This is a genomic window from Pseudomonas sp. Marseille-Q1929 (assembly GCF_017316265.1).
Classification (GTDB): domain Bacteria; phylum Pseudomonadota; class Gammaproteobacteria; order Pseudomonadales; family Pseudomonadaceae; genus Aquipseudomonas.
In genome coordinates, this window is the sequence record NZ_JAFLWU010000001.1 from 206,074 (window position 1) to 225,512 (window position 19,439).

26 protein-coding genes are annotated in these 19,439 nt (G+C 60.5%); 5 read left to right on the top strand and 21 right to left on the bottom strand.

The genetic code is table 11. The features are described 5' to 3' along the window. Nucleotides 1–49 precede the first annotated feature (49 nt). Nucleotides 50–511 carry a DUF1456 family protein gene (locus J1G37_RS00940; protein WP_017529765.1) on the top strand — a complete coding sequence of 154 codons (462 nt, stop codon included), beginning with the start codon at nt 50–52 and terminating at the stop codon, nt 509–511. A 3-nt stretch (nt 512–514) separates the two neighbouring features. Further along, nucleotides 515–1,210 (top strand): tRNA (N6-threonylcarbamoyladenosine(37)-N6)-methyltransferase TrmO, encoded by a 696-nt coding sequence (gene tsaA / locus J1G37_RS00945; RefSeq protein ID WP_207039860.1) that lies wholly within the window; start codon nt 515–517, stop codon nt 1,208–1,210. A gap of 147 nt (nt 1,211–1,357) precedes the next feature. Here tsaA and fpr read toward each other — a convergent pair whose 3' ends face one another. Beyond that, nucleotides 1,358–2,137: a ferredoxin-NADP reductase gene (gene fpr / locus J1G37_RS00950; RefSeq protein ID WP_124526086.1), complete on the bottom strand. Its 780-nt coding sequence runs from the start codon at nt 2,135–2,137 to the stop codon at nt 1,358–1,360. Between the two features lie 125 nt (nt 2,138–2,262). Here fpr and J1G37_RS00955 point away from each other — a divergent pair, with 125 nt between their 5' ends. Continuing rightward, entirely contained in the window at nt 2,263–3,189 is a 927-nt protein-coding gene (locus tag J1G37_RS00955; protein WP_017738246.1) for a LysR family transcriptional regulator, read from the top strand. Nucleotides 3,190–3,192: 3 nt separating this feature from the next. Here the strand turns inward: J1G37_RS00955 and J1G37_RS00960 are convergent, their stop codons facing one another. The 3 genes from J1G37_RS00960 to J1G37_RS00970 all read right to left on the bottom strand — a co-directional run bounded on the left by J1G37_RS00960 (nt 3,193) and on the right by J1G37_RS00970 (nt 5,252). Continuing rightward, complete coding sequence (locus J1G37_RS00960; protein ID WP_017137081.1) at nt 3,193–3,555, bottom strand: diacylglycerol kinase; 363 nt, start codon at nt 3,553–3,555, stop codon at nt 3,193–3,195. Between the two features lie 75 nt (nt 3,556–3,630). Then, entirely contained in the window at nt 3,631–4,281 is a 651-nt protein-coding gene (erdR, locus tag J1G37_RS00965; protein ID WP_017738247.1) for a response regulator transcription factor ErdR, read from the bottom strand. A 251-nt stretch (nt 4,282–4,532) separates the two neighbouring features. Beyond that, a complete protein-coding gene (locus tag J1G37_RS00970; protein ID WP_207039861.1) occupies nt 4,533–5,252 on the bottom strand; it encodes a tRNA-uridine aminocarboxypropyltransferase in 720 nt (239 codons plus the stop codon). Nucleotides 5,253–5,432: 180 nt separating this feature from the next. Here J1G37_RS00970 and J1G37_RS00975 point away from each other — a divergent pair, with 180 nt between their 5' ends. Together J1G37_RS00975 and J1G37_RS00980 are read left to right on the top strand one after the other, a co-directional pair. Beyond that, complete coding sequence (locus J1G37_RS00975; RefSeq protein WP_207039862.1) at nt 5,433–5,867, top strand: PA3611 family quorum-sensing-regulated virulence factor; 435 nt, start codon at nt 5,433–5,435, stop codon at nt 5,865–5,867. A gap of 288 nt (nt 5,868–6,155) precedes the next feature. Further along, nucleotides 6,156–7,268 (top strand): TIGR00730 family Rossman fold protein, encoded by a 1,113-nt coding sequence (locus J1G37_RS00980; protein WP_207039863.1) that lies wholly within the window; start codon nt 6,156–6,158, stop codon nt 7,266–7,268. A 61-nt stretch (nt 7,269–7,329) separates the two neighbouring features. On the opposite strand, the gene recX is transcribed toward J1G37_RS00980, so the two are convergent. The 17 genes from recX to J1G37_RS01065 all read right to left on the bottom strand — a co-directional run bounded on the left by recX (nt 7,330) and on the right by J1G37_RS01065 (nt 19,436). After that, on the bottom strand, nt 7,330–7,797 hold the full coding sequence (recX, locus tag J1G37_RS00985; protein WP_026136987.1) for a recombination regulator RecX: 468 nt from the start codon (nt 7,795–7,797) through the stop codon (nt 7,330–7,332). Nucleotides 7,798–7,805: 8 nt separating this feature from the next. Beyond that, complete coding sequence (recA, locus tag J1G37_RS00990) at nt 7,806–8,864, bottom strand: recombinase RecA (protein ID WP_017738252.1); 1,059 nt, start codon at nt 8,862–8,864, stop codon at nt 7,806–7,808. 84 nt (nt 8,865–8,948) lie between these two features. Continuing rightward, entirely contained in the window at nt 8,949–9,449 is a 501-nt protein-coding gene (locus J1G37_RS00995; RefSeq protein ID WP_207039864.1) for a nicotinamide-nucleotide amidohydrolase family protein, read from the bottom strand. Nucleotides 9,450–9,542: 93 nt separating this feature from the next. Beyond that, nucleotides 9,543–10,100: a glycoside hydrolase family 19 protein gene (locus J1G37_RS01000; RefSeq protein WP_207039865.1), complete on the bottom strand. Its 558-nt coding sequence runs from the start codon at nt 10,098–10,100 to the stop codon at nt 9,543–9,545. A gap of 24 nt (nt 10,101–10,124) precedes the next feature. Continuing rightward, complete coding sequence (locus J1G37_RS01005; protein WP_207039866.1) at nt 10,125–11,135, bottom strand: contractile injection system protein, VgrG/Pvc8 family; 1,011 nt, start codon at nt 11,133–11,135, stop codon at nt 10,125–10,127. 9 nt (nt 11,136–11,144) lie between these two features. After that, entirely contained in the window at nt 11,145–11,357 is a 213-nt protein-coding gene (locus tag J1G37_RS01010; protein WP_207039867.1) for a tail protein X, read from the bottom strand. Further along, nucleotides 11,350–11,733, bottom strand: coding sequence for a phage tail protein (locus tag J1G37_RS01015; protein WP_207039868.1), 384 nt, complete (start codon nt 11,731–11,733; stop codon nt 11,350–11,352). The genes J1G37_RS01010 and J1G37_RS01015 overlap by 8 nt, the downstream gene beginning before the upstream one ends. Beyond that, nucleotides 11,733–12,839: a hypothetical protein gene (locus J1G37_RS01020; protein ID WP_207039869.1), complete on the bottom strand. Its 1,107-nt coding sequence runs from the start codon at nt 12,837–12,839 to the stop codon at nt 11,733–11,735. The genes J1G37_RS01015 and J1G37_RS01020 overlap by 1 nt, the downstream gene beginning before the upstream one ends. A gap of 128 nt (nt 12,840–12,967) precedes the next feature. Further along, entirely contained in the window at nt 12,968–13,540 is a 573-nt protein-coding gene (locus J1G37_RS01025) for a phage tail assembly protein (protein WP_207039870.1), read from the bottom strand. A gap of 152 nt (nt 13,541–13,692) precedes the next feature. After that, complete coding sequence (locus J1G37_RS01030; protein WP_207039871.1) at nt 13,693–14,199, bottom strand: phage major tail tube protein; 507 nt, start codon at nt 14,197–14,199, stop codon at nt 13,693–13,695. Next, nucleotides 14,199–15,365 (bottom strand): phage tail protein, encoded by a 1,167-nt coding sequence (locus J1G37_RS01035; protein WP_207039872.1) that lies wholly within the window; start codon nt 15,363–15,365, stop codon nt 14,199–14,201. Before J1G37_RS01035 ends, J1G37_RS01030 begins: the two co-directional genes overlap by 1 nt. Nucleotides 15,366–15,367: 2 nt before the next feature. Then, nucleotides 15,368–15,559: a hypothetical protein gene (locus J1G37_RS01040; RefSeq protein WP_207039873.1), complete on the bottom strand. Its 192-nt coding sequence runs from the start codon at nt 15,557–15,559 to the stop codon at nt 15,368–15,370. An 81-nt stretch (nt 15,560–15,640) separates the two neighbouring features. Next, on the bottom strand, nt 15,641–16,033 hold the full coding sequence (locus J1G37_RS01045) for a phage tail assembly chaperone (protein WP_242551371.1): 393 nt from the start codon (nt 16,031–16,033) through the stop codon (nt 15,641–15,643). A gap of 9 nt (nt 16,034–16,042) precedes the next feature. Then, nucleotides 16,043–17,485: a phage tail protein gene (locus J1G37_RS01050; RefSeq protein ID WP_207039874.1), complete on the bottom strand. Its 1,443-nt coding sequence runs from the start codon at nt 17,483–17,485 to the stop codon at nt 16,043–16,045. Further along, on the bottom strand, nt 17,486–18,115 hold the full coding sequence (locus tag J1G37_RS01055; protein ID WP_207039875.1) for a phage tail protein I: 630 nt from the start codon (nt 18,113–18,115) through the stop codon (nt 17,486–17,488). It abuts the gene before it with no gap. Beyond that, a complete protein-coding gene (locus tag J1G37_RS01060; protein WP_207039876.1) occupies nt 18,112–19,107 on the bottom strand; it encodes a baseplate J/gp47 family protein in 996 nt (331 codons plus the stop codon). Before J1G37_RS01060 ends, J1G37_RS01055 begins: the two co-directional genes overlap by 4 nt. Further along, nucleotides 19,104–19,436 carry a phage baseplate protein gene (locus J1G37_RS01065; protein ID WP_017738269.1) on the bottom strand — a complete coding sequence of 111 codons (333 nt, stop codon included), beginning with the start codon at nt 19,434–19,436 and terminating at the stop codon, nt 19,104–19,106. The genes J1G37_RS01060 and J1G37_RS01065 overlap by 4 nt, the downstream gene beginning before the upstream one ends. Between the last annotated feature and the right edge of the window lie 3 nt (nt 19,437–19,439).

The following is a 19,439-nucleotide window of genomic DNA, read 5'->3' on the forward strand; positions in this document are numbered from 1 at the left end:
ACCGCCGGATTTGCGCGGTGTCCTCAGTTGAATACCAGGATTACCCACCATGATTCACAACGACGTACTGCGTAGCGTGCGCTACATGCTCGACATCAGCGACAACAAGATGGTCGAGATCATCAAGCTCGGCGGCATGGACGTGACCAAGGACGACCTGCTGACCTACCTCAAGAAAGACGAGGAAGAAGGCTTCGTGTTCTGCCCGGACGACGTCATGGCGCATTTCCTTGATGGCCTGGTGATCTTCAAGCGTGGCAAGGACGAAAGCCGTCCGCCGCAGCCGATTGAAACCCCGGTGACCAACAACATCATCCTCAAGAAGCTGCGCGTGGCCTTCGAACTGAAAGAAGACGACATGCACGCCATCCTCAAGGCCGCCGAGTTCCCGGTGTCCAAGCCTGAGCTGAGCGCGTTGTTCCGCAAGTTCGGCCACACCAACTACCGCACCTGCGGCGACCAGTTGCTGCGCAACTTCCTCAAGGGCCTGACCCTGCGGGTGCGTGCGTAAGCCATGAGCTACAACGTCTCGCCCGTCGGCTTCGTGCGCTCCTGTTTCAAGGAGAAGTTCGCCATCCCGCGCCAACCGCAACTGGCGCCTGCCGCCCGTGGCGTGCTGGAGCTGGTGGCGCCGTTCGACGGCGGCGAGGCGGTGCAGGGGCTGGAACAGGTCAGCCATGTGTGGCTGCTGTTTCTGTTCCACCAGGCTCTGGAAGACAAACCCCGCCTGAAGGTGCGCCCGCCGCGCCTGGGTGGCAACACCTCCATGGGCGTGTTTGCGACCCGTGCGACGCACCGGCCCAATGGCATCGGCCAGTCGGTGGTCAAGCTGGACAAGGTGGAGCCGGGGCGGCTGTGGATTTCCGGGATCGACCTGCTCGACGGCACGCCGGTGCTGGATATCAAGCCGTATGTGCCCTATGCGGACATCATCGACACGGCCACCAATGACATGGCCAGCGGCGCACCCTCGCTGATTCCCGTGCAGTGGCTGAAGACCGCGCTGCACCAAGCACAAAGCCACGCCCAGCGGCTGGATGAGCCGTTGGTGGCGTTGATTGAGCAGTGTTTGGCGCAGGATCCGCGGCCGGCGTATCAGACGCCTGGGCCTGAGCGCGAGTATGGTGCGCAGTTCTGGGATGTGGATGTGCGCTGGCACTATCCCGAGGCTGGGACGATATGTGTGCTGGAAGTGCTGCCCGCTGAATAAACGCCGGAAACAACTGTGGGAGCCGCTTATGTGGGAGCTGGCTTGCCTGCGATGCAGACGCCTCGGTCATTCAGTTGAACCAAGGTGATGCTATCGCAGGCAAGCCAGCTCCCACACAAGCCGGCTCCCACATTTTTTGAGCGGTGCTTACTTCTCGACGAACGCACGCTCAATCAGGTAATCACCCGGCTCACGCATGCGTGGCGAAACTTTCAGGCCGAAGCTGTTCAACACTTCGCTGGTCTCGTCCAACATGCTTGGGCTGCCGCACAGCATGGCGCGGTCGTCCTCGGGATTGATCGGCGGCAGGCCGATGTCGGTGAACAGCTTGCCGCTACGCATCAGGTCGGTCAGGCGGCCTTCGTTTTCGAACGGCTCGCGGGTCACGGTTGGGTAGTAGATCAACTTCTCACGCAGGGCCTCGCCGAAGAATTCGTTCTGCGGCAGGTGCTCGGTGATGAACTCGCGGTAAGCGACTTCGTTGACGTAACGCACGCCGTGGCACAGGATCACTTTTTCGAAACGCTCGTAGGTTTCCGGGTCCTGGATCACGCTCATGAATGGAGCGAGGCCAGTGCCGGTGCTGAGCAGGTACAGGTGTTTGCCCGGCTTCAAATCGTCAAGCACCAGGGTGCCTGTCGGTTTTTTGCTGATGATGATCTCGTCGCCTTCCTTCAAGTGCTGCAATTGGGAAGTCAGCGGGCCATCCGGCACCTTGATGCTGAAGAACTCCAGATGCTCTTCCCAGTTCGGGCTGGCAATGGAGTAAGCGCGCATGAGCGGGCGGCCGTTGGGTTGTTGCAGGCCGATCATCACGAACTGACCGTTCTCGAAGCGCAGGCCCGGGTCGCGGGTGCACTTGAAGCTGAACAGAGTGTCGTTCCAGTGATGAACACTGAGGACACGCTCGTGGTTCATGTTGCTCATGTACGGGGAACTCCTGGAAATAGGTCTGCGCCAAAGAGATAGATGCGCAATTGCACAGCATTCTAATGGCGGCGACAATATCTGTTAACTGGATTATTAAGATAAGGGTTATCGGTTATATCGATATGCGATTTACTCTCCGTCAACTGCAAGTCTTCGTCGCCGTCGCCCAGCAGGAAAGCGTCTCCCGCGCTGCTGGCCTTCTGGCCTTATCTCAATCCGCCGCCAGCACCTCGATCACCGAGCTGGAGCGCCAATCCAGCTGCCAATTATTCGACCGCGCGGGCAAGCGGCTGAGCTTGAACGCCCTCGGTCATCAGCTATTGCCCCAGGCCGTGGCGCTGCTGGACCAGGCCAAGGAGATCGAGGACCTGCTCAACGGCAAGTCCGGCTTCGGCTCCCTGGCGGTCGGCGCCACGCTGACCATCGGCAATTACCTGGCCACCCTGCTGATTGGCAGCTTTATGCAGCAACACCCCGAGAGCCAGGTGAAGCTGCATGTGCAGAACACTGCGCATATCGTGCACCAGGTCGCGCACTACGAAATTGACCTGGGTCTAATCGAAGGCGACTGCAGCCACCCGGATATCGAGGTGCAAACCTGGGTCGAGGATGAACTGGTGGTGTTTTGCGCGCCCCAGCATCACCTGGCCAAGCGTGGCGTGGCGAGCATGGATGAGCTGACCCGTGAGGCGTGGATCCTGCGGGAGCAAGGTTCGGGCACGCGCCTGACATTTGACCAAGCCATGCGCCATCACCGCAGCGCGCTGAACATCCGCCTGGAGCTGGAGCACACCGAGGCAATCAAGCGCGCCGTGGAGTCAGGACTGGGTATTGGTTGCATATCCCGGCTCGCGCTACGCGATGCATTCCGCCGTGGCAGCCTGGTGCCGGTGGAAACCCCGGACCTGGACCTGGCCCGGCAGTTCTACTTCATCTGGCATAAACAGAAGTACCAGACCTCGGCCATGCGCGAGTTCCTGGAGCTGTGCCGCGCCTTCACCGCCGGAGTTCAGCGCAGCGACGAGATCGTGCTGCCGAGCATTGCCTGATCGTTAGATCAGGATCACGGCCCACACCAGGGTGATCATGGTCAGCGCGACGAATTGCGCGGCGCTGCCCATGTCCTTGGCGTTTTTCGACAAGGGATGACGGTCCAGGGAGATCCGGTCGATCGCCGCTTCCACCGCCGAGTTGAGCAACTCGACGATCAGGGCCAGCAGGCACACAGCGATGAGCAAGGCACGCTCGACCCGGCTGACATGCAGGAAGAAGCTCAACGGGATCAGGATCACGTTGAGCAACACCAGTTGGCGGAAGGCCGCCTCGCCGGTGAAAGCTGCACGCAGGCCATCCAGGGAATAGCCCCCTGCATTGAAGATACGTTTGATACCGGTTTGACCCTTGAAAGGCGACATAGACGTAGGCAACTGAACCAAAGAAGTGGGGAAACTAGATCACGCAAAGTCAAAAAAGCGTGAATCGGTAACAACTTAATGCTGCGAAATTGACTCAAGTTGTTGCAAGAGCAGCGCCGCCTGGGTCCGCGTACGCACCCCCAGCTTGCGGAAAATCGCCGTGACATGGGCCTTGATGGTCGCTTCCGACACGCTCAGCTCGTAGGCGATCTGCTTGTTGAGCAACCCTTCGCAGACCATGGTCAGCACACGAAACTGCTGGGGCGTCAGGCTGGCCAAGCCATCCCGCGCGGCCTTGGCTTCGTCAGACACATTGATTTCTTCAAACGCTTGCGGCGGCCAGGACACGTCGCCATCCAGCACACTGCGCACGGCGTTCTGAATATCTTCCATGGCGCTGGATTTTGGAATGAAGCCGCTGGCACCGAACTCCTTGGAGCGCACCACGACATCGGCTTCTTCTTGCGCCGAGACCATCACCACGGGGATCTGCGGATATTGCCCACGCAACAGCACCAACCCCGAGAACCCGTAGGCGCCCGGCATGTTCAGGTCGAGCAGCACCAGGTCCCAGTCGGATTTTTCGGTGAGGCGGGCTTCCAGTTCGGCAATGCTAGCCACTTCGACCAGGCGCACGTCCGGGCCAAGGCCCAGGGTCACTGCTTGGTGCAGGGCGCTGCGAAACAGCGGATGGTCATCGGCTATCAGGATTTCGTATGTGGCCATTGATTAAATGATCCTGTTTTTTATGGGAGCCCTGATGGGTTCAGGGTTCGCCAATACACTAGGCGACGGCCAGGCAGCCGTCGCCACAGGGCAAGTTCGACGTCAAAAGCACGTGGAACGACGTCGAAAATTCACGGTTGTGCCCCAATCGGCGCTCAGCATGCCCAGCGTAGCCTGGAGGGTCAAGCACTACGCCCTTGGGCATTTTAGCGGCGGCGGGTTTACGGTGCCATCATGCAAACGTCGTCTGGCTATACCGCTGGGATATAGGGTGCAAGACGAGTATGGACGATGTCGGTGGGGTCCAGGGGTAACTGGAATTTTGCCGCCAGGTAATGGGTGCTGAAGACGTCGAGATAGGCGTCCAGCACTTCACTGGCGGCGCCGTCGTCGGCCAGTTCCAGGCACAGCGCTGCGACCTCGGCCGTGCAGAAATGATCATCGCGCTTGGAACGGCGCAACTTGTAGCGCGACAGTTGCTCAGGCGCCAGGCTCAGTACCGGCAAATGCTCCAGGTACGGGCTTTTGCGGAACATCTTGCGCGCTTCGCTCCAAGTGCCGTCCAGCAGGATAAACAATGGGCGCTTGCCCTCTTCCACCTGTACTTGGCTGACAACCCGCTCGGGCACCACGAATTCACCGGGGAATACGATATAGGGCTGCCATTGCGGGTCGGCCAGCAAAGTCAGCAAGTCGGGGTCAACCTCGGTGCGCGACCAGGCGAACGCGGTGGTGTCGTCGATCACATCGGCGATCAGCCAGCCGGTGTTGCTGGGTTTCATCGGTTCAACGTCATGCATCAGCAGGCACATCGCGGACCTGGCCGCGACTTTTGGCCGCCAGGCGCACAGGCAGTACTCGGGAATGACTCGGCAGCCAGGGCAGCGCTCGGCGCGGGAACCACGATTGAGGAACGGCCTCACGGCGCGAGCCAGACGCTGGGTGCGCAGGCGGGAGACGGCGTGGCTCATCGGATGCGCCGTTGGGACGGGTAAATCGACACGGTGAAAACTCGTGGAAGGCTTTAAGTGCCGGCAGTTTACCAGCGATACGCCTGGCTGTAGTGGCAACGGCTCACCTATAATTGCGCGCCACTGAACGCACAGCGCAGTGGCTGGTCTATGCACCAGTACCCGAATCAGGAGAGTTTCATGTTGCGTTCCATGCTGCGCCTTGCCGCCCCATCCATCGCCCTCGCGCTGGTATTGCCTGTGGGCGCCCAGGCGGCCTCGCTGCTGGAGGCCCAAATGAACCGCAAGCTGCAAAGCGTCGCAGCTGAAAGCAACAAGGACCTGCCCCGGGAAATCGACGAAAAGACCCTGGAAGTGGCCTACACCGTTGAAGGCATGCAACTGATCGATCACCTCAGCGTACTGCCCGACCGCGCCGAACAGATGCGCGCCAACCCCAAGGCGGTGTATTTCCAGCTCGGCCAGAGCGTGTGCCTGAACAAGGGCTACCGCGAGTTGATGGCCAAGGGCGCCGTGATGCGTTATGAGATTACCGAGAACAAGACCAACCGTCCTGTCGCGTCGGTGAAGTTCGTCGAAGCCGATTGCCCTGCCCCGGCGAAGAAGAAAAAGTAACGGCATAACCTTCGCGCACCGCCGTCCGGTGGTGCGCGCTCCCCCGCTTCAAGTCCTTTCGGACAGCTAGACTCTCTCAAGCAACCAATAAGTGGTTGCCAGCCAAGGGTTTTCCGGCCCATGATCAAGCCATCCCAACCTTTCATTCGCAGCATTTCCCCTGCTGTTCTGTAACATTTTCAGGGCAAAAGAAGGTTGCCCCCAGCGGCAAGCAGCGACACATGCAGTGTCGTCGCCTCCGGCGAATGGCTCGTCGGGCACCCGGGCCCTGCAAGAAGGAGAAGTTGAATGCCTTACGAACCGAATGACCGCCTGCTCCGCCATTTTGAACAAAACGGAGCCGACCTCACGCAGCAGGTCGAAGCGCAACTCCAGCTGATTGCCCCCAATAGCCCGAACATCCCTCTTTATCGCGACATGATCCTCACCGTGCTGCGCATGGCCCAGGACAACGGCGACCGCTGGAACGCGAAAATCACCTTGCAAGCCATCCGCGAACTGGACAACGCCTTCCGCGTGCTGGAACAGTTCAAGGGGCGGCGCAAAGTCACGGTGTTTGGCTCGGCGCGCACGCCCGTCGAAAGCCCTTTGTATGCCTTGGCCCGTGAAGTCGGTGCAATGCTCGCGAAATCGGACCTCATGGTGATCACCGGCGGCGGCGGCGGCATCATGGCCGCCGCCCATGAAGGCGCCGGCCTGGAACATAGCCTGGGTTTTAACATCACCCTGCCGTTTGAACAGCATGCCAACCCGACCATCGACGGCACCGAAAACCTGCTGTCGTTTCACTTCTTCTTCACCCGCAAGCTGTTCTTCGTCAAGGAAGCCGATGCATTGGTGTTGTGTCCAGGCGGTTTCGGCACACTGGATGAAGCGCTGGAAGTGCTGACATTGATCCAGACCGGCAAAAGCCCATTGGTGCCCGTCGTATTGCTGGACGCTCCCGGTGGTGGCTTCTGGCAAGGCGCCCTGGACTTTATCCGCAGCCAGCTGGAAGCCAATCGCTATATCCTGCCCACCGACCTCAAGCTGGTACGCCTGGTGTACAGCGCGGAGGAAGCGGTGGCGGAGATCAATCAGTTCTACGCCAACTTCCACTCCACGCGCTGGTTGAAACGCGAATTCGTGATGCGCATGCATCACCCTCTCAGCGATCGGGCACTGGCCCATTTGCAAAGCGAATTTGCCAGCCTGCGGTTGAGCGGGGAATTCCAGCAACTCGCTTATACCGGCGAGGAACATGACGAGCCGAGGTTCAGCCATCTGACGCGACTGGTGTTCAACTTTAATGGTCGCGACCAGGGCCGCTTGCGCGAGCTGGTGGATTTCATCAACTTGCCGGAGAACTGGGCACAGGCTCAGGGCAAGACGCAGCAGCGGGTGGCGCCGGAGCCGGCGTGATTTTTTGAGCAAAAAAAAAGGCCCACTATTTTCATAGTGGGCCTTTTTGCAAGATAACAACTCAGTCGTCCATGTCTCGGCCGCTGAGTAGGCGGCTGATCATTTCCATCGAGAAACCGCGATAACTCAGGAAGCGGCCTTGTTTTGCACGCTCCCTGGCATCGATGGGCAGATGGCCAGAAAACTTGCGCCGCCAGGTCTCTTCCAGCTGCGACTGCCAGCTGATTCCACACTCACGCAAGGCAAGGTCGATATCAGCACGTTGCAGGCCCCGCTGGCTCAACTCTTCACGAATCCGCGCCGGGCCGTAGCCGGAGCGGGCCCGGTAGGACACAAAACTTTCGAGGTAACGGGCTTCCGACAGCAGCCCTTCTTCCGTCAAACGGTCGAGAGCGGTGTCGATCATCTCGGGCTCCGCGCCGCGCTGACGCAGCTTACGCGTCAGCTCGACTCGACCATGCTCGCGGCGAGCGAGCAGGTCCATTGCAGTGCGCCGAACGGCGACGAGTGTATCCAGTACAACTGTCATCGTTTGCTTCAGATATCAGTGTCGGCTTCTTCTACTTCTGCAACCGGCTCGCGGTTGGCGGCAGCCTTCACGTCCGGCGCGGCGGTCAGCAGCTTGTCGCGGATCTGCTTCTCAAGCGTGGCGGCGATATCCGGGTTTTCTGCAAGGAACTTGGCCGAGTTGGCCTTGCCCTGGCCGATCTTGCTGCCGTTGTAGGCATACCAGGCGCCGGACTTCTCAACAAAACCGTGCAGCACGCCCAGGTCGATCATCTCGCCGTTCAGGTAGATACCCTTGCCGTAGAGAATCTGGAACTCAGCCTGGCGGAAAGGCGGGGCCACTTTGTTCTTCACGACTTTGACGCGGGTTTCGCTACCAACAACTTCGTCGCCTTCTTTCACCGCGCCAGTACGGCGGATGTCCAGACGGACCGAAGCGTAGAACTTCAGCGCGTTACCACCGGTGGTGGTTTCCGGACTGCCGAACATCACGCCGATCTTCATACGGATCTGGTTGATGAAGATCACCAGGCAGTTGGCGTTCTTGATGTTACCGGTGATTTTACGCAGCGCCTGGGACATCAGACGGGCTTGCAGGCCCACGTGCATGTCACCCATTTCGCCTTCGATTTCAGCCTTGGGTACCAGGGCAGCCACGGAGTCGACCACGATCACGTCGATGGCGTTGGAACGCACCAGCATGTCGGTGATTTCCAGGGCTTGCTCACCGGTATCCGGTTGGGAAACCAGCAGGTCGTCAACATTGACGCCCAGCTTGCCAGCGTATTCAGGGTCGAGGGCGTGCTCGGCATCGACGAACGCGCAGGTGGCGCCCATTTTTTGTGCCTGGGCAATCACCGACAGGGTCAGGGTGGTTTTACCGGAAGATTCAGGACCGTAGATTTCAACGATACGGCCTTTTGGCAACCCGCCAATGCCGAGCGCGATGTCCAGACCCAGAGAGCCAGTGGAAATAGCCGGGATCGCCTGACGGTCGTGATCGCCCATACGCATTACGGCACCCTTGCCGAATTGACGTTCGATCTGACCCAGGGCCGCAGCCAAGGCTTTCTTCTTGTTGTCGTCCATTAAAGTCCTCACGTAATCAATAAGGCCGGGGCGGCCAACACCTGTATAAGTAGACAGTATTGTTCCACAAAGATCGGAGATCGCCTACCCCTGATTTTCTATTTCTGCTGCAGCTCGTCGCAACAAGCCCTCTAGCGCGGCCTTTACCGTTTGTCGGCGGACCTCATCGCGGTTGCCGGTGAAGTGCTCAAGCTCAGCCGTGACGTCATCGCCGACACCAAAGGCGAGCCATACAGTGCCCACCGGTTTGTCCGGCGAACCGCCATCCGGCCCGGCGACACCGCTGACCGCCACGGCAAAGCGCGCCAGGCTTTTTTCCTGGGCGCCACGCACCATCGCCTCCACCACCTCCTGGCTGACGGCGCCCACTTTTGTGAACAAGGCTTCCGGCACATTCAATTGCCGGGTCTTCTGGCGATTGGAATAAGTGACATAGCCCGCCTCGAACCAGGCCGAACTTCCCGGAATCCGCGTGATCGCCTCAGCAATACCGCCGCCAGTGCAGGATTCGGCGGTGGTGACGTGGGCGTTGAGCACCTGTAAACGGCGACCCAGTTCAGCAGCCAGTTGAGTGATTTCCTTCACGGCTTGTCTCCAGTCTTGGGCGGGGGTTCGCCTACCCTACAGGAGCCAATCGCACACGCAAGTGACGGACTGTCTCAAGAAGCTGGCACGCACCTAAGAAACCCACAGCACCGTCTTCGCCCGCGCCCACAAGCGCAAGCGGTCTTCCAGCCCATTGAGCCCGCCATTGATACGTCGCGTGATCGTGGTGAACTGATCCTTGTCGGCCAGTTCATTCAGGCCGTTGCTCTGCCAGAACCAGGCGGCCGACGCGACGGCCCATTGCGGCTGCTCCAGCAGCGCCGGTTCCCGCAACAAACGATCGTCACCGAACAACGCCTGGCTACAGGCCAGGTAGTTGCGCCGGCCAGTGATCTGGATCAGGCCACGGCCGCGGTACCGCTGGCCATCGCCGTCCTGTTCCGGCGTATTGCCCAGGCGCGCGGCCAGCAACCCCGTGTCGTACTTGCTCAGATACTGCTCGCTCCCGAGTTCGCGTACATAGCGCAATTCACCGGACTCATGGCCGATTTGCGCGATAAACGCAGCGACGCGTCGGGCACTGTCGATCCCATACAGGGCAAACGCGGCATTGAACCCAGGCAAAAAAACGCCCGCGACAAGGCGGGTTCCCGGCAGGATTTGCATCAGTTGCGCCAGTGTGATCTGCATCAATAATCGTCCCCTGAAAAGTGACTATTCCGACAAACCGCCCGCGGTGATGGAGCTGCGATACCCCGCCACCGGATCGTTCGCATTCACCACCTGGGTGATCGACCACCGCCCCTGCATGTAAGCCGGCCAGGTCTCATCGAGCCGCAACAGCCCTTCGGCGGCCAGTAACGGATTGCCAGGGCAATCGATCAGCAACTCCAACCCTTCGCGCCCGGCCCTGCGCAGCTCGGCCTCAGCGACGGCGCGGGCTTCCGCCGCGTTTTGACAACGCTGGCGCACGGCCTTGAACGGCGCAATGCCCACTTCAACCACATGCTGCTTGCCCCCCGCCGCATCCCACCAGGTGACACGGCTGCCCTGGTATTTCGCGCGCGTCTTGTCGTTGAGCGTGGCGGTGATAAAGGCCTGATCACCAGGGCGATTGTCCTGGGTCACGGACAACTTCACCTCCGGCAACTGCTGCAGGGTCAATGTGCGGGTTTTCCCGGCTTCGGCGAGGACATACAGTTCGTTGAACGGCTTGGTGATCGCGCAATAACGTTTGGCCAGCCGGGTAATGAACGCCATGTCGCTTTCATTGGACTGGTCGATATGCGGCACCGGCACGCTTTCCAGCGACGGCGCCACACGCGGCGAAAACCCATGCCGGCTGACCAACTGGCGAAACAGCACACCCAGCGTGGTGGGCCCATAGCTGGCGGATCGACGCTGGCGATAGCCGCTCGCGTCCTGTTCGCTGAAGGGCGCCGCTGTCGCGACAATCAGCAAGCGCATGGGAAACAGCACGGGGGTGCGCTGACTGATCAGAAACTGGCCTTTTTCCACCAGCCCCGTCTCTTTGTAACCCACGCGTAAGCCAATCTTGCCACTCATGCTCGGCAGGCCTTCCAGCCCTTCAATATTGAGGGTCAGTTCCAGCCGGTCAGACTGGATGCCGACCCCATCGGTATGGCTCCAGCGCATGACGCGTTGGTTGAGCAATGCCGCATTGGCGCCGTAAAACTCCACGATTGGTGTAAATCCCTGTGTCATGCAGCCTCCTTAATCCCACGCCAGAACGGGGCGCAGCGCCGCCGGCCGCGTTTGCATTTCCGGCACGATCACCCACACACCCGCCGGCAAAACAGGGCCGTGCTCGGCAAGCGTGGGGTTCAGGCGCCACAGGGTTTCTTCGGCCGCATCATCGCAACGCCCCAGCTCGCGGTAGAGCAGCAGGTTGACCGAGTCACCGGCGATACTTCGTACTCTACGCATTGACGAATTCCTCCAGCACAAGGGTCCAGATCATCAGCATCGCCGTACCGTCATCGATCACATTGCTCTGGGTTTCCTTAATCGAATTGATACGCCACAGGCCCCAGTTACGGCCGATGCCATCCACCAGCGGCAACGGTGTGCGCAAGCCTTGCAAGGCACGCAACTCATCCAGGCGTTGCATGCCGATGCCGTACATGGCCTTGCCGCTGAAGGTGAGTTTTTCCAGCTTCTGGCCGCTCTGTCGCGACTGCGGCTTGCTGGCAATAATCGCCAGGTCGCTCCAGCCGCCGTCGCTGTTGCGGATCAGCGAGGCATAGGCAAAGCCCCGGGACAAACCAAAAATGAAATCGCCCAAAACCATCTGTTGTCGCATCAATCACCTCCTGGATCGGCGAGAGCCGCATTGCGGCGGACTCCCAGCGCGTCCGTGACCATCGGCATGCATTGAAATTGCAGGGCGTGGATCACCTGGCTGACCACCTGTTGGGCATCGGCAGGGTTCACACCGGTGATCTGGATACTTGGCGCAATGGACACCTGCACGTTATCCGCGCGGGCACTGTTGAGCTCTTTGCTCACGGCATCGGGCGCCGGCAGGCGATCACTGGGGCCGAACAGTTTGTCGCCCAGCCAGCCGCCCGCTTCGCTGCCCAGCAAACCACCGATGGCGCCGCCGACCGCTGTACCGATACCGGGAAGAACCAGAGTACCGAGGGCCGCCCCCGCAGAGGCGCCCGCCCACGCTCCACCCGCCGTGCTCAGGCCGGAGCCGATGGCGTTGGCATCGCCGTTGCGTACGCCCTGGATCACATCCACGGCAGCTGCGGCGGTTCTCAATGGCCCAAGCCGGCGAATGCCGACGGATTGCAGTGTGCCGACAGCATCGGCCAAGGCACCTGCGCTTAGGTTGGGTGCGCTAGCTGCAACGCTGGCCCCGGCAAAGGACTGAAAACGTTGCGAGCCCGCCCCCGGTTGAAAGCCGTTTGACAAGCCCCGCAAGGCCTGGCGGGCTCGCTCGTACAGAGCGCGCCACCCTGCGCTGTGCCCACCGTTTTTTTTGAGCTCTTTGACTTGATTGACGGCCGCGTCCATGACCAGATCAACCGCTTTTTCTATGACCTTGTCTTTGATCGTGTCCAACAAGCCAGCGCCGGCAGCCTCGGGCTGGTCCTTCGGCGCGCTCGCGGCCACATCGGCAGACTTGGGCAGCAGTGCATCGCCGTTGATGAACAGCGTGCTGTTGAGCGTCTCCAACGTCTCGCGCAGCCGCACGTTTTCCTGGGTCAAGGCGTTGATATCCACACTCAGCGTGACCAACGTCGAGCGCAGCTCCAACTGCGGCTGCCCGGCCCCAACCAGGCTGACAGGTGCCGCAGCACTGGCGGAAAACGGCGCCAGCACATTGCCAAGGTCGGCGTCGCCGATCATCCAGCGCAAGTCCTCCTGGGCGAGCCTCATCCCATATTTAGTGTCTTGCATCCCGCTCTACTCCTGTTTGACGCCAAGGCGAGTGATCGCGATGTCGTAGCGGCGCATGGCTTTGGCGGCGTCCCATTCCAGGATCTCCGCTTCATTGACCGAGTAAACCAGCGGCACCACGTCGAGGATTACGTCAATGTCCCGTTGCGAAAGAAGGCCGCCGGTTGATTTAAAAAATCGTCAATGCGCTCCTGCAACCCCGTCCAGTCGGGCACGGTCAGGCCGGCGAGATCGGGGATCATCAGCCCGGTGCAATGGGCGGTAATGAATTCGGCGCGGTCCTTGGCGGTGGCGAGTTTTTTCATCACCTTGGTCGCGCGCAGGGCGGGCATTTCCAGCTCGAGTTCGGCATGGGTGCGACCGCCGGCATCCACCGGCAGCAGCAGTTGCACCGGTTGTTCGTGGCTCGATGGCGCCGGTTCGCCGAGGAAGAACGACGCAGGACGGGTCGACATCTCATGCACGAATTGGGCGATGGTCACGTAATCCGGGCGCTTGAGTTGGTCGAGCTCTTTTTCCGACAGGCCGGTGGCGAGTTTCGCCAGTTCGAAGAACTGATCGTCCTCATCATCACCGGCCCGGGCCAGCGCGTCTTTTTGCGCGGCGTAGTACAGCGGCTTGAGTTGGACCTGCTCGATCGTCGCGCCAGTGTCGGCGGTGATCGGCGAGAGCAGGCGGTGCAGCGGTGGCATCCAGGCCATGGGGCAATTCCTTGGGTAACGTTGTAAAAAAGGGCGAGCGCCGATTCCTGTGGGAGCCGGGCTTGCCCGCGATAGCATCACCTCGGTCGACCTGAAGGACCGAGTCGCCTGCATCGCAGGCAAGCCAGCTCCCACAGGGACCGCGATCATTCTTAGGGCATCAGCACGGCGCGGCGTGCATCGCCGAGGATATCAACGCCGTTGAGCACGAACTTCTGGGTGCGTACGTCGATGTCGATCACCGGGATGCCGTTTTCCAGGCGGCTGTAGGTGCGGCAGGACAGCTCCAGGGTGGTGAGGGCCTTTTCGCCCATTTTCAGCTTGGCTTCCGCCAGGGATTTAAGCTTGCCGCCGACCGTGTGGTAGGTGAAATAGGTCTTGCCGTCCTGGTCCTGGCCGGCTTCGCGCACGTTCAGCAGGATGTCGTCACCCAGGCGCACACCCAGGGCCAGCATGATTTCGGGGCCGGCGCCTTGCAGCATCAATGTGGCATTGAGCACCTTGCCGCTCTTGGCCATTTCCTCGGCGATAAAGCGCCCGCCGGACATGGGCTCCATCTCGAACTCGATCGTCGGCGGGGTGAATTCCTCCACCGTCGCGGACAACGGCAGGCCTTGAAGGGTGGCCGCAATGGCCTGTCTGACTCGGTTGGTAAACATTAGAGAACGTCCTCCAGGAACTGCTCGATGATTTCATCGCGGGCATTGAGTTGATAAATCATGTGTTCGTTCGGCGCGTAGCGGCCGTAGTCGATGACGATGAACCAGGTGCCGTTCTTGTATTTCTCGACACTGTTCAGTTCCGGGTGCAGGTATACGCTGCCGCCGGGGATGGTTTCGTCGGCGACCAGGGTTTGCAGCCAGTCGTTGATGCGCTTGACCTCCTGGTCCATGAAGGACTTGGTGAGGTTCTTGGCCATGGCTTTCTGGCCGGCCTTGACCAGCTTGCGGCTGATGGCATCTTCCAGGCCGACATAGCTGATGAACTTGCCGGTGATGGAGCGGTTACCCAGCAGCGAAAAACCGCCGAGGATGGTGCGCGCGTAGTAGCTCACGCCGTAGCGGTTGAGCAGGTCGCCTTCGGTGGAGGTGTCGAGGATGTTGTACTCGACCACGCGGGAAACATCCTCGGCGAACGTCACCTGATTACCCGGGCTTTCCCACTGCTTGACCTTGGCCAATGCGGCGATAGCCAGGGACGACGGCGCCAGGAACACGTTCTTCTTCGCCGCCTTGGAGTACACCGACGGCATGTTGTGCACCAGCAGGCAACGGTCGAAGCCAAGGTCGGCACCGCCCAGTTCGCCGCTGTAGGTCACTTGGCCGGCGACCGCCACGTCCTTGCCATCCAGCACCACACGGGCCTTGATGCGCTTGCCGAAGGCCGCGAACTCACCGGCCACCGCCTTGGCGCCGGTGAAGCCCGGGGCACCGATGATGGTCAGGTCTTCCGGCACGCTGGCCAGTGCCGCCAGGCCCAGCTTGCGACCGGTAACCGGCTCGTCGCCGCCGATCACATTGTTCTGGGTATCGGCCGGGGTGGCGCCCTCCTCCACGATCACTACGTAGACCGGCACCTTCACCACCTTGAGGATCTGGTACACCGCATGAAACAACGTGCCCGACTCGCTGCCGGTAGGATCCAGCAGCGCCTGGGCGGTGAAACTGTTGATACGGAACGGCGAATTTTTCGGGATAGACGCGTGGGCTTTCGGTGCGGTGCCGACCAGGCCGATCACGTTATCGCCCAGCCCCCCCATGGCCTCGGGGGATTCGGTCGCGTTGACGGTGATGCCGTTGTGCTCGAAGTTCAAAACCTCAGCCATGATTAGTCAGCCTTCTGGGAGGTGGCCTTTGGGGCCGGGGTGGTGGTGAGGACGCTGGTCAGTTCCAGGCGGCCAGCGGTGCGCAAAGCGGTTGCTTCGACGTCCAGCAGGTCGAGTTCCTCGCCGACGACAGACCAATGGCCGGCGTGGGTGGGGAATGGGATGAGGACGGTGTAGGTTTGGCGGGTGGGCATATGCACTCCATGCACAAAAAAGCCGCTCAAGGCGGCGGGGTTTTGGATCAGGAAAGAAAACGCCCCGTCAGTGCGGGGCGTTTATTCGGTTTGGTTGGCGAGCCACGACGGTGCAACAGGCCGATGTTCACTATTCGGAAAGTCGGATGACTGAGGCCAGTCACGCAACGCCTGCATATAAACCAGCAGCGCTTTGAACTGCGCCTCGGAGAGCGTGGGATCAACTTCAATTTCAAGCTGATCGCGATGGCGTTCGCGCAACCACTTCACTGACGACAACGCATAACCACGCCAAGCTTGTTCCCGAGCGACAACATCTTCAGCGGTTGGAGAAACACCAGGATCCGAAATTGCGAAACCCCGTTCGCTGAGATCCGCATACTCCTTTTCCGACATTTCAATCACATCGGCCGGCATGTTTTTGCCATGCAGCGACAACGAGTAAAGCCCGTGGGTGGACGGTGAATAAAACATGGAACCTCCTCAATAACCGATTGCAATGACCAGCGGAAAGACAAGCCCTTGGTTCGCGGTACCGAACCACTGAGGAAATAGTTTGACGGTCTCTTTGTTCCAGCTACTTACTTGGAACATCTGGTCAGAAAACACCGTGTCATTTCCCATGGTCGAGACAGAAGAGATCAGACACGCATTGGGAAATGCGAGAGGAAAACTGACCGCGGGATAAGCGACTGATTCAAGACCGCTGACGGGCCCTTTAAACCACTGGATAACCAACCCGCCCAGCCAGGAAGGAAATGCGATATGCCCAGGCATGCCGAGTGAAATGGAAAACCCTGCACGCAGTTTTTTGGGGGTCACAACAACTGCATCATCCACCCCGGCATTCACTTGTGCCTGAGTTGCAACTTTCGCAGTGCCTTGATTGATTTCCGTCGCCTGAACCGCCAAAGGCGCCAACGCCGAAACATCAATAGTTCCCTGATTGATCGGCGCGCTCCAGGTCTTGATGCACCACATCACCGCCACGTTGCGTGGGCGTGTTTCATTGCCGCCGGTGAAACCTACGTCCTTGAGGACATCAAAAGTGGTGCCGCCGAGCGCTTTAGCACCACCGGGAGTGATTTCTGAATTGATACCGGTCTGATAGGGCGGTGTATGGGTGTGGCTCTTGAACGCATCCGCCTGGAAACTGGCAATCGCACGCCCAGCATCCACGCCACGCCCATGATCCCAACCCCTGAAAAACTCCCCTCGCGACTCCGGCAACCGGGTGAACCCAGCCGCATCGCCCGCAACGTTGAACTTCTTCGCCAGATACGCCGCCAAGTCTGGATAAACAGAGTCCTTGAACAGGCTGTTATCCACCTCCAGATACCCCGACGGCACGATTCCAAGCGGAAACGGCACCATCGCCCCGACCGGCAACGCCGACGCCTTGGCGATCAACGCCTCGACCTCTGCCTTGGTATACGACCCCTTCGCCAACTGCTGCGCGAGGTAGTCCACTACCCACGCCCGAGTCGCCTTCACCACCGTGTCGTCAATCAACAACGTCACATTGGCGGCATTGGTCGTCTCGAAAATCGAGCGGATGTAAAACTCTTTGCCGGCCCCCGACGTCGTCAACACCGGCTTATACGACTCCGGATATTTCACGATGGCGTACAAGATCCCGCTATCCGTCCACAGCCCGGCTTCCCGCACATACCAGCCGCCGACATTCGACGGGATGGTGACTTCGGCCATCAGCCAGTTGGCGTTTTTTTCATCTTGAAACAGCGCGTTCAGCGGCCCGCGCCAGACTTCGCGTTTCAGCGCTTTTGCGCTGGCGTCTGGGTTATAGACAGCGCCGTTGCCGTCGCCGACGGAAATCTGCGCCAGTTTGATCGGCACGCCGGCAGCCTTGCAGGCGGTTTCGTAGGCGATCCCCGCGTTGGTGAGCAGGGTGTAATAGTCAGCCATTTAGTGCTCCTGTGGATAAAGCGTGGTGGTTTCAACGGTGTAGAGCCCGGCCGCCAAACAGGCGCGGCCCGTGGCCTCAACGCCGGCCAGCACGTTTGGGTAGATCGTGGTGAGTTCGCCGCACAGCGTGGCAGCGCCAATACTGTGGCGGCCCGACGCACTCAGGCCGATGGAGACCGAGACGATGTCGCGCTCGCTTTTGGCATCGGCTAGACGTCGATCAAGTCGCAGGTCAGTGGCTTCGCTGTAGGGCAAATCGGTCCAGACTCGGACGGCAAAGCTGTAGGGCACACCTCGCGGTTTCTGCTCGTACCAGGCGCGCATCTCGGGGCGTAGTCGCAGGCCTTTGACGGCGTTTTCCAGGGCTTGGCGAGTACCGGCCTGGCGAGCGGTGGGCCAGGCGAGTTTGACGGTCAGGCGCTTTTCCGCCTCGGGGGCGGTGGTGCTCCATTCGTTCACCGCGCGGTCCGCTGCCAGGTAGGGCAAAAACGCTGCCGGTGTACGATCCGGGTCCATCAGTTGGGGAAACGGCGGCGTGACCCGTTCCAGCAAGTAGCCGAAGCCCAGGTCCAGGGCCTTTTCCAGGGGTGAGCTGTTGGCGGGCAACAGGCTCGTCTTGGGCTCACTCATAGCGTGCGCACCTCCACCTCGACACCCGTGCAGTACGGGGCCTGGAACGCCGAACTGATGATCGGCGCCAGCGGTTCGAGGATCTGCAGTTGCGCAGCGCCAGCACTGTGGATGGCGTAGTCGATCCAGCTCGGATCGACCCGACCTTCCAGGCGATGGCAGGAATCGGCGTAGGTTTGCAGCAACTGTTGCGCGGCAACCTGGGTCAATCCCGAATCGGGGCCCGCGTTGATCTTGGCGACCACACGGATCTTGTAGCGTTGGATCTGCGCGCCCTGGACCGTGACCAGATCGGTTTCCGGTCGTACATCGGGCCGTGCGAAATGTCGCCGCACACCGTCAAGCAAATCGGCAGAGGCACTGCCATCGCCGTCCCGGGAGAGCACGGTGACCATCACCTCGCCAGGCGCCGTACGCCGACCGTTGCCATCCTTGATGCGCGCGGCATAGCCGTCCGGGTTGAAGGTGTAGCTGACCGTCACCACGCCCGGCGCGGCGCTTTGCACCTTGACCGCTGGCCGCTCGCCCAAGGTGAACACTTCGCGGCGATATTGCATGCGCGAGCCCGCCGCTGGGGCGTGGGGTGCCAGGTAATAGCGCAGGCGAGCATCGTCGTCGCTTTCCAGCGTCGGCGGCACAGGCGGGAACGCGGCCGGATCGCCGGGGTCGAGCACCTGGCGCTCCAGGCCCATGTCCGCGAGGCGCGCATCCAGGTTGCTGCCGGTAGCCCACCACGCCAGCATCTGCTTGATGCGCGCATTGTATTGGCGTTCGTGGGTTTGCAGGCGTACACAAAACGCTTCCAGGGCCAGGGTCAGCAGCTCGCTTTCATTGTCGAGGCTGAGCTTGAGCTTGGCCGCACTTTGCGGCGCGCGGGTGGCCACATAGTCGACGACGAACGCCTTGAATTCCGCCAGCAACGGCTCGAAGGCGTCGACTGCGATAATCGCCGGTTCCGCCAGTTGGTTCTGGCCAGGGATCAGCATGCTCATGTGACGACCTCGAAGGATTGTTGGCGGTTTTTCCAGGTGCCGGCAAAACGCAGTAACAAGCCGGCGCCCTGACGGGTCGCGACGATGACCTGGGGTTGAAAGTCGGTGATGCCGTTCTGCGCGTTGTAGAACGCGTCGGCGGCATGGCTCTGGGCGAGGATCAACAGGTCGTCGCCGAGGTTCTGGCCGAGCAGTTGCGGGATCTTCGAGCCGTACAACGGGCGCTTCTGGCGAGTGCCCACGGGGGTGGTCAGCGCTCGGGTGGCACGCTGGACGAATTGCAGCCAGTCATCGACCGCTGCCCCGCTGTTCCTATCGATTCCGATCATGGC